A 15653-nucleotide genomic window follows, 5' to 3' on the forward strand; every position below is an offset into this window, starting at 1 on the left:
GGGCTCCAATATGCGACCAACCTTGAGATCCGCGGATCACGCCGTGGCTGGGGCGGCGGATGGCGTCAGCGTATCGTCGAGAAGCGCTTGCCGCAGCCGATCTTCTTGCTCCGGCGAAAGCGAGGTGCGAAGCAGACGCGCGTGATCGCCCTTGAACTCGGCCAGCACCTTCTCAGGCTGGACCTTGCGGATCAGCAGGAAAAGCGCCGAGCTTTTTGCAGGAATGGTGTCAGCCAGCTTCTTGATGAGGTCGTCGTCGATACCGTAATCCGCCATCGATCCGGCCAATGCGCCGGATCCCGCGCCGAGCGCGCCGCCGACAACCAGGCCTGCCAGCGGATTCAGAAATAGCAGGCCGACCAGAGATCCCCAAAGGGCACCCGACAGACCACCGCTTGCCGCACCCGCAGCAGTGAGATTGACGCTTTGCTTGAGACGAACCTTGCCAGTTTCGTCTCTGACCGCAATGACGGCGTCTTCCAGATCGATCAGATATTCCTTCTCTAGCTGAACGAGACGATTGAGAACGGCATCCGCCTTGTCGGCATCATCAAAACCAAGCACCACGAGTTCAGACATCAAAAATCCTCCAGGGTCGTGTCGACGTGACGGCAGATAGTGCACCGCCGCGATTAGTGAACAGCCGTGCTGATCATTCGATACGGATGGCTGGCCTTGAACTGGGAGATGACCTCAGTGGCCTGTTGCAGCACCTTGTCTGCACTTTCCGGATCATCGCGGGCGAGCTCATCCGCGTGAATGCGGATCGCCTCGGCCATATTGTTCGAAAACGCCGCGAACTGCTTGTCGCCTTCAACCAACGCTTCGTTTGCGGCATCTTCCAATGTCAAAGCGGCATCGATCAGGATTTCCTCGCGTTCTTCAACGCTCAACTCTTCTATTACTCTGGTTCTGTCTTCCATTTTGACCACTCCAAATAGACGTGATGCATATCGAGCTCATGAAGCCTCGAATACTAAACAGCTAAGAAGAGGGAATTTCAGATTCAAGCCCCCAGTGCCTCTAACCAAGGTCAGGCGTGCCCGGATTGCATGGCTTGCACATCGAGGGCTGAAGGATGTCGAACCCGTGTACGGAGCTTGGTTGCGCGCTTATCAATGATTGCATACATAACAGCAAGCTACCAAGAGCTGCAATTCGCTATTCACCGCCCCCGCCGAGCATCCAGCTGATGTCGGAAATCATCGAAAAATGATGCCGTATCCTTAGAAAGCGGGACCTGCCGGGCCGCCTTTCAGCGAGAAGTAAGCAAAGGCCGCTAGGAAAAACAGGACGATGGCAATGGCCACCAGCAGGCGCTTCAGCCATGGCGGTGTTTGCCTTGGCGGCTTCGGCTTGGGACGGCGCTCGAATTTGACAACATTATCGGACATACAGACCGGATTAGCGAAGATCAAACGGTTTGCCAATCCAATATTACCATAAGCGAGGTCACCTTCGGACTAGCCATTAGCCCAAATCGCTCAAGCGAACTCTCAATCTGACCTGCGACACACCGGGGGCGTGCAAGTGGGCCGACCGCCAATATCAACGGAAATGCAAAACGGACCTGACACAGATCGCGAATTGCGGAGCAGGCCATTGAACGAATAGACAAAGCCCCGAAGGTGCCTTCTTGAATATATTCAACATGGTGTGCCCCTGGACAGCCCAGCAGCGCGCGCTCATCGTCCCGTTCCCTGCCCCGCAAGATCTGGAGGGGCGCAAATCCGCAGTGACCGACGCCGATGGTCTGTGGTGGCTTTCTTCACCGCCGGCAGCTTCTACGAACAGGAAGAGAAGCGCATGGCCCGTTCAGCCGAGAGGATCGGCCTGAAGGTCCTTGCGACAGCATTGCCCAGCGCCGGAAGCTGGGTGCTCAATGCAGGCCTCAAACCCGGCTTTCTCACGCAAGAAAGATCAAGGTTGCGCGGACCGCTGCTATACGTCGATGTCGACGCCGTCTTCCATCGCAATCCCTGGCCGGAACTTCGTAAACTCGATTGCGATATTGCCGCTTACTACGAGACCAACGGCCGTCTGGTCAGCGCGACGATCCTGATCAACGACACGCCGGCGGCGGCGCAGCTTCTGGAACTCTGGCGGCAGGGATGCGTTGCCAATCCCGAGATGTGGGATCAGCTCGTTCTCGAACATATCATCGCCGAGGATGAAAAGAGCGTTCATCCGCAGTTTCGCATCGTCAAGCTGCCCGTCTCCTTCGGCTGGATTTTCGATCGTGTCGAAAACGAAAGTGTCGCCGAGGTCTATATCGAGCAACTTCAGGCCAGCCGGGAGGCAACGAAGCGCAAGCGCTGGTTCGGCCGCATCGGCAAACGCCTGAAACGCCGCCCCGACCGCATCGATGAGATAGAGCGCATCCTGTGTAGCTGTCGCTGACCGGAACCGGCCTCCCCACTTCGGCCGGCATCCGGATCTGTGCTGGCTTGGTCTTGTTAGAGCATGTCGCCAAGCGACCAATGGTTGTTCCAGCGAACGTCGATCTCATCCTCCACATTCTGATAGCGGATGTCGGTGGACAGACGCAGTCGCTGGCGCTCATCCTGATTGGTCGTCGAGGCATGAATCATGAAGGGCGAATGGAGCATGACGTCGCCGGCTTCATAGTCGGCGACCAGCCAGCGCGTGTCGAAACGCTCTGCCATGTCAGGCAGGTCCTTCGAGACCCACCCGCCCTCTGTCATGTTGCGATTGTAAGCGCTCACGCGCTCCTCGGGGCTAAGGTCGCTGTTCTGTTCGGCGAAGTCGCGCTCCATTCGCGCGCCGATGGCATGCGAGCCTTCGAGATAGGTCAGCCCACCCATTTCGACCGGAATGTCTCCGATCGGGATCCATGCCGTCACGACCCGACTGGTGCCGCCCCGAAGATAGACGAGATCATAGTGCGCCGGCGTTGCCGTCGTCGTACCCGGCCGAACATGGCGCATGATCTTGCGCTTGTGCAGGTAGGAGATGCCCGCCAGGAATTCATCCATGAAACGAGCCATACGCGGCTGCGCGCAGAACCCCTCATAGGCGACGGAACGGACCAAGGCCATCAAATAGCGGTCCACCGCTTTGCTATCCGGAGTGATCGCAGAAGCGATCCCGTCGCGCGGGTCCGTGCCGGATGCGATGAGGCCGGTTGCCGCCAGATGGCTGAACACCCAGCCCCGGAACTCGATCACCTCGCTTCGCGGCAGAAAGCCTTTCAACCAGACATATCCGTTCTCTTCATAAAGCCCGCGGATCGCGGCAACCCCGATACCCGGATCGGTCGGAGTGAGGTAACCGAGCCGATCTGCCGCCGTCGACAGCTGTTTCCCATTCGCCACGAGACTGGGGCCTTTCCCGTCTCCGTACGTCACCCCCATGGAAATCGACATTTCACTCGCCCGCTACAAGAGTTGAAGCCCATTGAATCTAGCGAAAAGAACTGCTTTCCTACATGGAGGAAAATCATGCTGGACTTTTCGCTCACCATGGAAACGACAGACGCCATCTATCGGTCACCTCTTGAGGCCATGGGAGGACTGGCCGTTATCGGCAGCGGGAGGCAGCACGTCGCTCATTGGGTGAAAGCCCGAAAGCTGCCGAGCTATGCCGCCGTTCTGATAGAGCAAGGCAACGGGCATCTTGAAACCGATGCCGTCGGTCGTCGGAGCGTAGAAGGCCCTGCCCTTTTCTGGCTCTTCCCGAACAGGCAACACTCCTACGGCCCGGATACGGATGGCTGGAGTGAGCGATGGGTGCTTTTCGAAGGCTCGCTCGTCCGCGATTTCCTGCGGCTACGGCTTATCAATGAGCAGAATCCGATTGCTTCTTTACGCAACCTCGACCGTATGCAACGCCTCTTCAGCGCCCTTCACGCCAATCTGCTCGAAGATACCCCACTTGCCAGTGCCTCGGCAGCTTCAGTGCTGCATCAGATCGTCATTCTCGCGGCCCATCAGGCCAGTCAAACAAAGCCTTTGCAAGCAGATGGAGCCGATCTCTCCGAGATCATCGACGCGCTTCGCAAGAAAGCAATGCAGCCTCTCGACATGACGGCTTTTGCAGCCGAGCACGGCATGTCGCCGGCAACGCTGCGCCGGAAATTCCTAGCGGAAATTGGGTTGCCGCCAAAGGCTTTTCAGCTTCGGCTGCGCATGGACCACGCCAAGGAGCTCTTGGCGACGACGGACGACAAGATCGAACTCGTCGCCTGCAAGGTTGGGATCGTCGACGCTTTCTACTTCTCGCGTCTGTTTCACGAGCGGGAAAACTGTACACCGCGCGAGTTTCGCCAACGCTACAGCAGAAGTTGAGCCGCAGCGAGATCGCGCATCAGGCCCTTGATAGCACGGTCATACCCACTGGAAACTGCCGCATCTGCGTTCATATCTCGGCATCGCCGCCGATCGAGCTTCGCTCCACATTCCGACGTCGCCACGCGGCCGGAGCCTCTCCCATCCGCTTGCGGAAGAACCGCGAGAAGTAGGACGGATCCTCAAAGCCAACTTCCCGGCCGACATCCTCGACCGAGCGGATCGTGAACATCAACAGGCGCTTGGCCTCCAGCAGACGCCGCTCGAGCAGCAGTTCCTTGACGGTAAGCCCGAAAACCTCGCGCGCGGCCTTGTCGAGTAGATGAGGTGTGGTGGCAAGCAGTTCGACGTAGCGGCCGACCGGCCAATCGCTCCGATAATGGCGATCGATGGCGCTTCTGAGCGCCAGCGCAAGGGCAACGGTCGGTGAGGCTTGCGGAAGCGCCGCGCTGCCGCCAAGGCGCCCCACCAACGAGAGCACGACGCCAACCAATCCCAATATGACTTTCTCGTTCTGCCCGCCACGATCCGCATATTCGGCGCTCACCATTTCAAGCAGCGCATCGACCCGCTTCCAGGATGGATCTTCCGGCCGCCCCGTCAGAAATGTCGGCGCATCGAGGCCGAGGTCCACCTGAGAGGCAAGCGTCTTCAACGTATCGTCCGATACCGAGACCACAATGGCGTCTGACTGATCGTCAACCTCGAATCCATGAATGATGTTGCTTGGGACGAAGCTGATCGTCGGAGCGGAAAAATTCCAAGTTTCGTCCTCAATACGATAGCGACCGCCACCTTTGAACCAATAGGTGATCTGCCCCATAGATGGGTGCTTGTGCGCCGCCACGTGCCCGAAATGCAGTGTTTTCCGGTCCATGACCGTCTCCACATGCAGAAAGCCGATGTCAAGCACACGGCTTGGCTCGCCATAGACAAAGAAATTCGGGATCTCATTTTTCTGCGACATGCCGGAAAAAGTACCAGCGAATTACCTCCTTTGTCCATGGCCGCGGCGCCGGCGGCGACGTAGCATCGGTCATGATCTCAAGGGAGGAATACGAGATGCGAGCCGAAGACCACCGCAGCGACAAGAGCCGTCCATTTACCGGCGCCGAATATCTGGAAAGCCTGCGCGATGGCCGCGAAGTCTACATTAATGGCGAACGCATCGCCGATGTGACGGCGCATCCCTCCATGCGCAATTCCGCTCGCTCGATTGCGCGCATGTACGATGCGCTGCACGACGAAAAGTCCAAGGAGCGCCTGACGTCGCCCACCGACACTGGATCCGGCGGCTACACCCATAAATATTTCCGGGTGGCGAAATCCTCCGCCGAGCTTGTGGCCCAGCAGGGCGCCATCGCCGATTGGGCACGCATGTCCTATGGCTGGATGGGCCGGACCGCCGATTATAAGGCCGCTCTGATGAACACGCTCGGCGCCAATGCCGACTGGTACGGACCATTCAAGGACAATGCGCTTGCCTGGCACAAGCGCGCGCAGGAGTCCGTGCTTTTCATGAACCACGCGATCGTCAATCCGCCGATCGACCGTCATAAACCTGCCGATGCCGTCAAGGACGTCTTCGTGCACATCACCAAGGAAACCGACGCCGGTATCTATGTGTCCGGTGCCAAGGTGGTCGCGACCTCTTCGGCGCTGACCCACTACAACTTCCTTGCCCAGAGTTCGGCGACCGTCACTGAAGATCCGTCGCTATCGGTCATGTTCATCGTTCCGATGAACGCGCCCGGGATCAAGATGTTCTGCAGGGTTTCCTATGAGCAGACCGCCAATACTGTGGGGCAACCCTTCGACTATCCGCTGTCGTCGCGCTTCGACGAAAATGACGCGATCCTGGTCCTCGACAACGTCTTCGTGCCCTGGGAAGACGTACTTGTATTGCGCGATGCGGCCAAGATCCTGTCCTTCCACCCGGCCTCGGGCTTCATGCATGGCTATTGCTTCCAGGGCTGCACGCGCTTCGCCGTAAAACTCGATTTCATCGCCGGACTGCTGGCCAAGGCGCTGCGTGCCACCGGCGGTGACGCCTTCCGCGGCAATCAGGCGGCACTCGGCGAAGTCATCGCGCTGCGCCACATGTTCTGGTCCTTTTCCAACGCCATGGCCTACAATCCGCAGCCCTGGGCGAATGGTGCAGTGCTGCCGAACATGGAAGCAGCCCTCTCCTACCGCACCTTCATGTCCGAAGCCTATCCACGCGTCATCGAAACGGTGCGCAAGGTCGTCGCCTCCGGCCTTATCTACCTGCCCTCATCGGCCAAGGATTTCGGCAATCCGGAGATCGATCGCTACCTCGCCCAATATGTGCGCGGGTCCAACGACATGGGCCATATCGAGCGCATCAAGATCATGAAGCTCTTATGGGACGCGACCGGCACCGAGTTCGGCGGGCGGCATGCACTCTATGAGCTGAACTATGCCGGCGCGCCCGAAGAAGTCCGTCTGCAGGTTCTGAAAGGCGCCGAGCGCGGCGGTCGGCTGAAGGAGATGGAGGCACTCGTCGACCGGTGCATGAGCGACTACGACGAAAACGGCTGGACTGGAGACACCTGGCTTCCGCCGCTTGGGCAAACCTCCCCTATCCGCAACGCTGCCGAGTGAGGTCGTTGCTATGGAGGAGCAACTTTCGAAAACCGAATTTCGCAACGCGATGGCCCGGGTCTGCGCCCCGGTCAACGTGATCACCACCAACGGCCCTGCCGGCCGCGGCGGCTTTACCGCCACAGCCATGTGCAGCGTCACCGACGAACCGCCGACGCTTTTGGTCTGCATGAACAGCCGCTCGACGCAGACGACACTCTTCTTCGAAAACCGCCGCTTTTGCGTCAACGTCCTCACGCAGGAGCATAAGGAGCTGGCCGGCTACTTCGCCGGTCAACGCGCCGAGATGGAAGAACGTTATGCCGCAGCAGAATGGGTGGATTTCCGCTCAGGCAGCCAGGCGCTTTCCGACGCGATCGTTTCCTTTGATTGCCGTTTGACAGAAGCACGCCTCGTCGGCACGCATCACATCTTCATCGGCGAGGTGATGGATATCCGCAGCCGCAGGGATGGACACGCCCTACTCTACTTCGACCGTAACTATGTCCATGTCCCAACCCAGGCCGGCAGCTTCGGCGGCTGAGCAGCAAAGATGCCTACGACAAAATGGGGATGCGATCCGTAATCGCATCCCCATTTGCCATCTTGAATACCGTTAGGTCGTTAGGCGGCGGCATCGCCGAGATAAAGACGATGCAGATGCGCCGGATCGCCGGCGAGCGTCGCGCAATCACCGTCATAGACGATCGCTCCGCGGCGCAGGACATAGGCACGGTCGCCGATCGCAAGCGCAAGCGCCGCGAATTGCTCGACGAGAATAACCGCCATGCCGGAATCGGCCAATTGCCGGACCGCCCGCATCAGGCGGCTGACGATGACAGGCGCAAGACCGGAGGACATTTCGTCGATCATGATGACCTTCGGCCGGGTCAGCAACGAACGGGCGATGACGACCATCTGCTGCTCACCGCCCGACAGCATGCCGGCCTTGATATCGCGACGCTGACGCAGCTCCGGAAAGAGGGCGTATGCCTCCTGAAGATCGGCGGCAGGATCGAGTGCGACCTTGAGATTCTCCTCGGTGGTCATTTCCGGAAAGACCGTTCGCCCCTGCTCGACGTGACTGATGCCGGCACGAGCGCGCAAGCCTGCGCGCAGCTTCAGAAGCTCGACGTCATCCATCGTCACCGAGCCCGCCGCAGCGGGGATAATGCCCGACAGGCTTTCGAGCAGCGTCGTCTTGCCGGCTCCGTTCGATCCAAGGAGTACGCTGATTTCACCGCTCGACACGCTGAGATCCACGCCACGGACGACGGGAATGCCGGAGCGGTTGACAACGAGGCCGTTGATGGAAAGTGCGGTCATTCGGCAGCCTCTTCGAGTTCGATGCCCATATAGGCCTTCTGGACGATCGGCATTGCAAGCACGGCTTGCGGGGCGCCGTTGGCGATCACGCGCCCGAAATCGAACACCGTGATCGCCGAGCAGGCCCGCCGTACGAGATCCATGTCGTGCTCGATCAGAAGCACGGCGCTGCCGAAAGTCTCGGGGATAGCAGCAATGCGTTCACCCAGCTTGACCGCATCGGCATAGGATTGGCCGGCGGCAGGTTCGTCAAGGAGGATTACGGGCGGGCGCGAAGCGACGACGCCAGCGACATCGAGCAGGCGCCGTGTCCCCGCGTCGATCGACGCGATCGGCGTGTCGGCGGGCGGACAATCGAACCATTGCAGAATGGCGGAAAGTTCGTCATCGCTGATGGCGCCTGCAGCAAGCCGCACATAGCCGCCGACGCTGAGTTCGGGTGCGATACGTGTCGTCTGCCAGGTCCGGTGAATACCCAACCGGGCGCGGCTGGTGGCCGAGAGACCCTCCAGCGGCTTGCCATTCAGCTTCACCGAGCCGTCATAGCGGGCCAAAAAGCCCGCGATCGCATCGACCATAGTCGACTTGCCGGCGCCGTTCGGCCCGACCAGGCCGACGACGGTTCGCGCAGGCACTTTGAGGTTGACTTTATCGAGCGCCACGACCGCGCCGTAGCGGACGGTGAGATCGCTGACCTCGAGCGCCAGACCCGGTTCATGAGCGGCGCTTGGGGGCAAGCGGCCCGCATCTTGATGGGAGGAAGCTTCCCGGCGGCGGGGCAACAGCTTGCGCCCGAGCCGCATCCAGGTCTCGCTGATCGTTTCGCCGGAGGAGAGCGCATGCACAGCACCGATGGCGAAGAAGACATTGCCAACGTCCTGCGGCAGATTGAGCCTGCGCAGCAGTTCCGGAAACAACGTGATCAGTATGCCGCCGATGACGGCGCCGAGCGTGAAATGCGCACCAACCATGGTCGCGACGGCGAACAGCGCCAGCGATTGCATCATCGAGAAGTTTTCGGACACCAACGTTCCGAGATAGCCGGCGAGAAGTCCACCCGACACGCCGGAGATAAAGGCGCTGATGGCGAAGGCGCTCAGCTTTGCCCGCGGTATCGAAACGCCATGCGCCGCGGCTGCACGCTCCGAATGTCGCACCGCAAGCCAGGAAGCACCAAGCCGCGAGCGGCTGACGAATTCGAGACTGACGGCAATCACCCCATAGACAATCAGCACGAAGATGAAGAAGCCATAGTCGCTCTCAAAAAGCGATGGGCGTACGACCTGCGTGAACGTGGTCTGCCCTGGGAAAGTGATCGTCGCCAACACCGTATCGAATGCGGCGGCGAAGCCGAGAGTAACAATCGCAAGGTTGATGCCGCGCAGGCGCAGCGCTGGCAGGCCGATGGCTATGCCGACCGGCACGGCGGCAAGACCGCCGACGATCATCCACACCACGAGGCCGCCAGGTGCCTCGATAACGTTCAGATATCCTGTCACCCAGGCGCCGACACCCGCGAAAGACATCTGGCAGAGCGAGATCATGCCCGTGCGGCCAGCGACGAGACCAAGGCTTTGCAGCGCGATGCCGGTGATGAACACCGCGGTCAGCAGGAACACCCAGTACTTGGGCAACAACAGAAGAATGAGCGCGCCGACTGCGGCAAGCGATAGGGCCGTGACAACGGCGGCGCGGAAACTAGCGTGCTTCATCCCAGCGGGCTCCTCTTTGCGACCACAGGAGGACAGCAAGAATGACAATGAATGGAACGGTGCTGCGATACTGGCTGACGAGATCGATGGTGCTGACAGCACCCTCCAGAATGCCGATCGTCAGTCCACCCAAAAGGGCGGCGCGGAAGCTGGCAAATGCGCCGATCAACGCGGCGGCAAGCGCTGGCACGACAAGAAGGCTCAGCGACGAAAAATCGGGAGAGCGCAGCGGCGCGATGATCATCAGCGCGAAGGAGGTCACGCCGCCTGTTACGGCCCAAACTCCAAGCGCCAGCAATCTTACGCGAATGCCGATCAGCTCGGCTGCCATCGGCCGCTGCGACAGAGCGCGCAATTGCAGCCCTATCCGCGTGCGCGCCAGGAACTGCTCCGTCACCAAGGTAAAGACCACGGAAAGAAGCAGTGTCGTCACAGCCGCCCAGGTAACTTCGACGCCGGCGAGGCGGAACGCCGATCCGGGGATCAGCTCGGGAAAATAGTGGGGATGCTGGCCGCCGGTCAGCCGCAAGCCGATGGCGATGATGCCGACCAGAAGCGCCGCCGTGACAGCCGCTTTGGTGGAGGCATTCACATTGGCAAACCAGGTCGTCATGACGAGCCCTATCAGGACCCCGGCCAGGGCGCCGGCGGCAATTCCCAGTAGCGCCGCCGGGAGGAGCGGCATGCCGGCCTCGTGCAGCGCGACCATGATGAAGGTACCCGTGGCGCCGATTGCGGCACCGGTAAAGTTCACCACGGCTACGAGGCGGTAGGTGAATATTGCGCAAACGCCAAGGATGGCATAGGCGCCGCCTGCGGAAAGACCAGCCACGGCGGCTGTAAAGAGAGCGTTCATTCAGAGACTCCGGAAGCGGGCACACCGCCTCACCAGATCAGATCATGGTCGGGGCTCATCGCCTGGCCTTGTCTCGGTATCGACAAGGCCAGGCGCGCAGCCTTCTTACTTGGCCTTCGCCAAAGTATACCAATCCGGTGTTTTGACTGTCCACTTGCCATCGACAAGCTGCATGACCTTGGTCGCCTTCATGGGCGAATGCGCCCTGGCTTCGCCGAAGACATAGGGACTGCCGGCGAGGGAATACTGCATTTCCTTGCCTTCCTTCAGCGCCGAAGAGACGGTTTCGCGGGTGACTTCGCCGTCGATGCCCGAAATCGTGTCGATCATCACCTTGGCGGCGAGATAGCCACCCTGCGAGAAGGCGGTCTTTGCGAGGCCAGCCTTGTCCATGGTCTTGGCCCAGTCGGTGTTGGCAGCGGTGTTTTCGGTGTAGGGCTCCCATTCGGTGCCGACATAGACGGGCTGCTTGCTACCGGCCAGTGCCTTGGCAACGCCCTCCGTGTAACCGGGTGCGAGGAACAGCCAATTGATGCCCGAGATCTTCTGCGCATCGGCAGTCTTCACCCATTGCACCACGCCCGGCTCAACCTGGTTGGTGAGCACGGCATCGCAGCCCGCGTCGCGCGCCTTGATGACGTAAGGCGTGAGGTCACCCTGCGGCGGCAGCGTCATGTCGACGAGGCCGACCTTGTTGCCGGACAGCTTCTGCCAGGCCGCAACCGCGTTGCCATAGGCTTCCTGCGTGCCGCCCAGGATCAGGAAGAAGGCGCAGACCTTCTTTGCTCCAAGGTTTTTCGTCGCATAGTCAAGCATAACCGTGGTCAGCGTGAACGGGCCGACGTTCACGGGCGAGATGCTCGGCGCATTGAAGCAGAGGGGGTCGACGCCCACGCCCTGAACCGCGAGCACGTCATTGCGATTGTAGGTGCCGGCATTGACGGCGCAGTCGAGCAGGCTTGCGCCGCCTGCCAGAGCCACGACGCCTTTGTTGTCGATGAGGTCGCGTGCCGCTTGGGCCGCTACTTGGGGGTCGCCCTTATCGTCGGCCAGCGAATAATCGATCTTGCAGCCATTGATGCCGCCTGCGTCGTTCAACTGCTCGAAGACGGCCTTGGTAGCCTTCGGCGCGTCGGAAAAGTCGACGACGCCGGTGACCGTCGAGACGGCGCCGACCTTGATCGGCCCGCTCTTGCAGGTCGGTCCGGCCGCGAAGGCTGACGAACCCGTAAAGGCCATGCCGGCAACAGCCAGGCCAACGGCGATGAGTGTGGATGTCAATTTCATTCTCTTCCCTTCCCTCCTTGTAATTTGCGGCGTTTCCTCTTCGCCGCTCCAGCTAGCGCTGGTAGACAGGCTCACCCGCGAAATATGTGGTCAGCACCTTGGTATCGGCGATTTGATCCGCCGGTACTTCGAAGACATTCTGGTCAAGCACGATGATGTCGGCCGATTTGCCAGCGACAAGCGAGCCGGTTTCATCGTCCAGCCGCATCGCCTTTGCCGAATTGAGCGTGTAGATCTCGATTGCCGAAGCGAGGTCGATCGCCTGCTCCGCCCAAAGCGAGACACCCGGAAAGGCGCCGGACGGGTTCTGCCGCGTCACCATGCCTTCAATCCCGTTCCACGGATCCGGGATCGGAATGACGGGCCAATCGGAACCGCCCGCCAACAGTGCGCCGGTGGCCTTCATGCTGGCGATCGGCCAGAAGCGGGTTGCCCGCTCCTCGCCCATCACTTCCTTGTGGCCTTCCAGGAAGGTCGTCGGGTACCAGATCATCGGACAGAGATCGGCGACAACGCCGAGCGTCGCGAAGCGGCTGATGTCTTCCTTGCGCAGATAGCTCGCATGAGCGATGTGATGCTTGATGTCAGTCGGGCCGTTGAAATGCCTGACGGCCTCGACCGCATCGAGCATCTCGGTGACGGAATAATCGCCGGCGCAGTGGATCTTCAGTCCCATGCCGAGCTTTTCGGACTTGTCGATATGGCGAACGAGATCAGGGTAGCTCACCAGCACTTCGCCACGATAGCCATGGGGATGCGCGGCGTCTGCGACATAGGCGTCGTGGAAAGCCGCCGTGCGGGCGCCGGGGACGCCATCGAGGAAGATTTTCGTGAAGTTCGGCTTCACATGTTCGGTGCGATATTCGTCCCGCAGCGCCAGCAGGCCATCACCCGATAGGCCAAACATGAAGCTCGGCTCGATGAGCGGCAGCGACGTAACAGCCCATGCGGTCAGCTTGCCCTTTAGATCCAGATTCTTGAGGGCCTTCAGTATGGGCAATACCGACGCGGCATCCTGGAAGGCAGTCACGCCGTAGGAGTTGACGACTTCGATGGCGCGGGCCACGGCGGCCTCGCCCATTTCCTCGGTGAAGGCCTCGGCAGCCGTCCGCTCGACAAGGCCAGCGGCAGACTCGACCAGCAGGCCGGTGAGCCCGCCGGTGACCGGATCGCGGCCGAAGGAACCCTGCGGTGGATCAGGCTGATTGTTGGAGATACCGGCAAGCCGCATCGCCTCGCTGTTGACCCAGCGATTGTGCATGGTTTCATCACGCAGAAGAACGGGATGTCCGAGGCTTGCCTCATCCAGCTTCCTGAGCGCGGCCTCGCTGTTGATCGCCGTGATCATGTCGGCGCCCCATTGATTGGCGACGATCCATTGCCCCTGCGGCACGATCCCGGCCTGCTTGCGCACATGGGCGCAGATCGCCTCGACAGAGGCGCCGGCCGGAATCTGGGTTTCGAACAGTTCGGCCTGGCCGCCCATCATGATGTGGTTGTGGATGTCGATGAAACCGGGCATCGCCATCTTGCCGGCAAGATCGACAAGGCGCGTTTCCGGCCCCTTCAGCGCTTCGATTTCAGTGTTGCTGCCGACGGCCAGGATGCGGCCATTCTTGACGGCGAGCGCCTCGGCCCAAGGCCGGCTTGGCTCAACAGTATAGATTCGTCCATTGAGAAGAATGAGGTCGGCAAAGCCGAGTGAAATAGTCATGTTCAGTTCCCACTTAGATTCATTATTTGAACCATTTATTCAAATATTGAGAGTGATGCAGGGCTCAGCGTTTGTCAATATAGTTCACACGTTAAATATATTGATGTGTGTACCACCAGCGCGAGCAAACCCGGAGCTCCGCGCACGACATATCAGCCGCCCGCAAGGCCTATGCTTGCGAGACGGACGCAGCCGGTGCGCGTGCGTTCCCGGCGTTTGGCCAGGGTAATTCCGCGAAAAGCGCGTAACGGCTTTCCGCCCGGAGTTTTCAAGGAAGCAGAAGGGTGTGGCACTTTCGCGATTCGAAGAAAAACGGAAGCGCCTTATCGCGTCAAAGCTGGATCCAGGCGGTTTTCAGATCGACATATTTGTCGAGAGCGTGCAGCGACTTGTCATGACCGTTGCCCGATTGCTTGACACCGCCCAACGGCACGCTGTTGTCAGCGCCGCCATAGGTGTTGACGTGGACGACGCCAGCCTGGATTCCGCGCACCATCCGATGAGCACGTGACAGGTTCGACGTCCAGACGGCCGAAGCGAGGCCATATTCGGTGGCATTGGCAATCTGCAGAGCTTCCGCCTCGGTCTCAAACGGGATGATTGATAGGATCGGCCCGAAGACTTCTTCGCGCGCCAAGGTCATCGATGGCATGACGTCGAACACGGCCGGCCGCATGTAATAGCCGCCGGTCTCCTCCAGGATGCGCGAGCCACCGGTGCGCAAGGAAGCCCCTTCGGATAGGGCCTGCCCGACATAGCCGAGATCCTTCTTCAGCTGTATCTCGCTGGAGATCGCGCCGGCTTCCGTCGACAACTGGAGGGGATCACCGACCGTCATGGCATCTGCAATGCGGGCGACTTTTTCGGAAAAGGCCTCATGGATCGATTTCTCGACGAGCAGGCGGGAGCCGGCGACGCAAACCTGGCCAGAATTGCGGAAGATGCCGTAGGCTGAGACTTTCGCAGCCTGATCGAGATCCGGCGCATCGGCAAAGACGATGTTCGGAGACTTGCCGCCAAGTTCGAGATAGATGCGCTTCAGGTTCGAGCGCGCCGAATATTCCAATAAACGACGGCCAATGGGACCTGAGCCAGTAAAAGCTAGAACATCGACATCCATATGCAGGCCCAGTGCCTCGCCGCTGACCGCACCCCGGCCGGTGACGACGTTGAAGACTCCTTCGGGCAATCCTGCCTCCGCACAGAGTTCCGCGAGCCGCAGCAGCGTCAGTGACGCACCTTCAGCCGGCTTCAGCACGACGGAATTGCCGGCAGCAAGAGCCGGCGCAATCTTCCAGGCTCCGATCATCATCGGAAAATTCCACGGCACAATGGCGGCAACGACGCCGATAGGCTCGCGGTGGACGAGGCCGAGAATATTGTTGGCGGTCGGCGCGATCTCGCCATAGACCTTGTCGATCGCCTCGGCATAATAGCGGAAAGTGCCGGCGGCACTGCCCGGCTCCGCCTTCAGGGCCATTGAAATTTCGGTGCCGTTGTCGCGCACGCCGAGCACGGCAAGCTCCAGCGCATTCTTCTCGATCAAGTCGGCGATCTTCAGCAGCACTTTTTTGCGTTCGACGGGAGCCGCTTTCGACCAGCTGCCCTTTTCGAAAGCTGCACGCGCCGCCCTGACGGCCAAATCGACGTCTTCCGCGCCGGCATCGGCGATGGTGGTCAATTTGGTGCCGTCGATCGGCGAGATGACGTCCATGACAGCGTCACTGACCGCCGGCCGCCAGGCGCCGCCGATGAACAGCGATTGCGGGGAAACGGACATCGTTCGGAGCTGATAGATCTTATCCTGCATCTCATTCTCTCGATTGAAAGGGTGGCGAGTACCCCCG

The 15653-nt window shown here is 60.2% G+C and carries 15 protein-coding genes; 4 read left to right on the plus strand and 11 right to left on the minus strand.

All coding sequences use genetic code 11. The features are described 5' to 3' along the window. Positions 1-36: 36 nt before the first annotated feature. From QD461_RS12645 to QD461_RS12655, 3 genes are all read right to left on the minus strand, one after another. Positions 37-579 (minus strand): DUF1269 domain-containing protein, encoded by a 543-nt coding sequence (locus QD461_RS12645; protein WP_414088079.1) that lies wholly within the window; start codon positions 577-579, stop codon positions 37-39. Between the two features lie 53 nt (positions 580-632). Continuing rightward, a complete protein-coding gene (locus tag QD461_RS12650; protein ID WP_184705566.1) occupies positions 633-923 on the minus strand; it encodes a hypothetical protein in 291 nt (96 codons plus the stop codon). A gap of 303 nt (positions 924-1226) precedes the next feature. Continuing rightward, positions 1227-1394, minus strand: coding sequence for a hypothetical protein (locus QD461_RS12655; RefSeq protein WP_414088080.1), 168 nt, complete (start codon positions 1392-1394; stop codon positions 1227-1229). A gap of 364 nt (positions 1395-1758) precedes the next feature. On the opposite strand from QD461_RS12655, the gene QD461_RS12660 reads away from it, so the two are divergent. Further along, complete coding sequence (locus QD461_RS12660) at positions 1759-2400, plus strand: putative nucleotide-diphospho-sugar transferase (RefSeq protein ID WP_414088081.1); 642 nt, start codon at positions 1759-1761, stop codon at positions 2398-2400. 56 nt (positions 2401-2456) lie between these two features. On the opposite strand, the gene QD461_RS12665 is transcribed toward QD461_RS12660, so the two are convergent. After that, entirely contained in the window at positions 2457-3386 is a 930-nt protein-coding gene (locus QD461_RS12665; RefSeq protein WP_414088082.1) for a phytanoyl-CoA dioxygenase family protein, read from the minus strand. A gap of 96 nt (positions 3387-3482) precedes the next feature. Here QD461_RS12665 and QD461_RS12670 point away from each other — a divergent pair, with 96 nt between their 5' ends. Further along, positions 3483-4307: an AraC family transcriptional regulator gene (locus tag QD461_RS12670; protein ID WP_414088135.1), complete on the plus strand. Its 825-nt coding sequence runs from the start codon at positions 3483-3485 to the stop codon at positions 4305-4307. A gap of 70 nt (positions 4308-4377) precedes the next feature. Here the strand turns inward: QD461_RS12670 and QD461_RS12675 are convergent, their stop codons facing one another. Beyond that, positions 4378-5274 carry a helix-turn-helix domain-containing protein gene (locus QD461_RS12675; RefSeq protein WP_414088083.1) on the minus strand — a complete coding sequence of 299 codons (897 nt, stop codon included), beginning with the start codon at positions 5272-5274 and terminating at the stop codon, positions 4378-4380. Between the two features lie 95 nt (positions 5275-5369). On the opposite strand from QD461_RS12675, the gene QD461_RS12680 reads away from it, so the two are divergent. Continuing rightward, positions 5370-6932 carry a 4-hydroxyphenylacetate 3-hydroxylase N-terminal domain-containing protein gene (locus tag QD461_RS12680; RefSeq protein WP_184705561.1) on the plus strand — a complete coding sequence of 521 codons (1563 nt, stop codon included), beginning with the start codon at positions 5370-5372 and terminating at the stop codon, positions 6930-6932. Between the two features lie 10 nt (positions 6933-6942). Further along, a complete protein-coding gene (locus QD461_RS12685) occupies positions 6943-7455 on the plus strand; it encodes a flavin reductase (RefSeq protein WP_414088084.1) in 513 nt (170 codons plus the stop codon). Positions 7456-7535: 80 nt separating this feature from the next. Here QD461_RS12685 and QD461_RS12690 read toward each other — a convergent pair whose 3' ends face one another. From QD461_RS12690 to QD461_RS12715, 6 genes are all read right to left on the minus strand, one after another. Then, positions 7536-8237, minus strand: a complete 702-nt coding sequence (locus tag QD461_RS12690; RefSeq protein WP_184705556.1) for an ABC transporter ATP-binding protein — start codon at positions 8235-8237, stop codon at positions 7536-7538. Next, positions 8234-9949, minus strand: coding sequence for an ABC transporter permease subunit (locus QD461_RS12695; RefSeq protein ID WP_414088085.1), 1716 nt, complete (start codon positions 9947-9949; stop codon positions 8234-8236). Before QD461_RS12695 ends, QD461_RS12690 begins: the two co-directional genes overlap by 4 nt. Then, entirely contained in the window at positions 9936-10805 is an 870-nt protein-coding gene (locus QD461_RS12700; protein ID WP_414088086.1) for a branched-chain amino acid ABC transporter permease, read from the minus strand. Before QD461_RS12700 ends, QD461_RS12695 begins: the two co-directional genes overlap by 14 nt. Positions 10806-10910: 105 nt before the next feature. Beyond that, positions 10911-12092, minus strand: coding sequence for an ABC transporter substrate-binding protein (locus tag QD461_RS12705; RefSeq protein ID WP_414088087.1), 1182 nt, complete (start codon positions 12090-12092; stop codon positions 10911-10913). Between the two features lie 52 nt (positions 12093-12144). Continuing rightward, a complete protein-coding gene (locus QD461_RS12710; protein ID WP_414088088.1) occupies positions 12145-13806 on the minus strand; it encodes an amidohydrolase in 1662 nt (553 codons plus the stop codon). Between the two features lie 331 nt (positions 13807-14137). Further along, the gene (locus tag QD461_RS12715; protein WP_414088089.1) at positions 14138-15616 is read right to left on the minus strand and encodes an aldehyde dehydrogenase; all 1479 of its coding nucleotides are present in this window, start codon (positions 15614-15616) and stop codon (positions 14138-14140) included. Between the last annotated feature and the right edge of the window lie 37 nt (positions 15617-15653).

Source organism: Rhizobium sp. BR 314 (genome assembly GCF_047445805.1).
Lineage (GTDB): Bacteria > Pseudomonadota > Alphaproteobacteria > Rhizobiales > Rhizobiaceae > Rhizobium > Rhizobium lusitanum_B.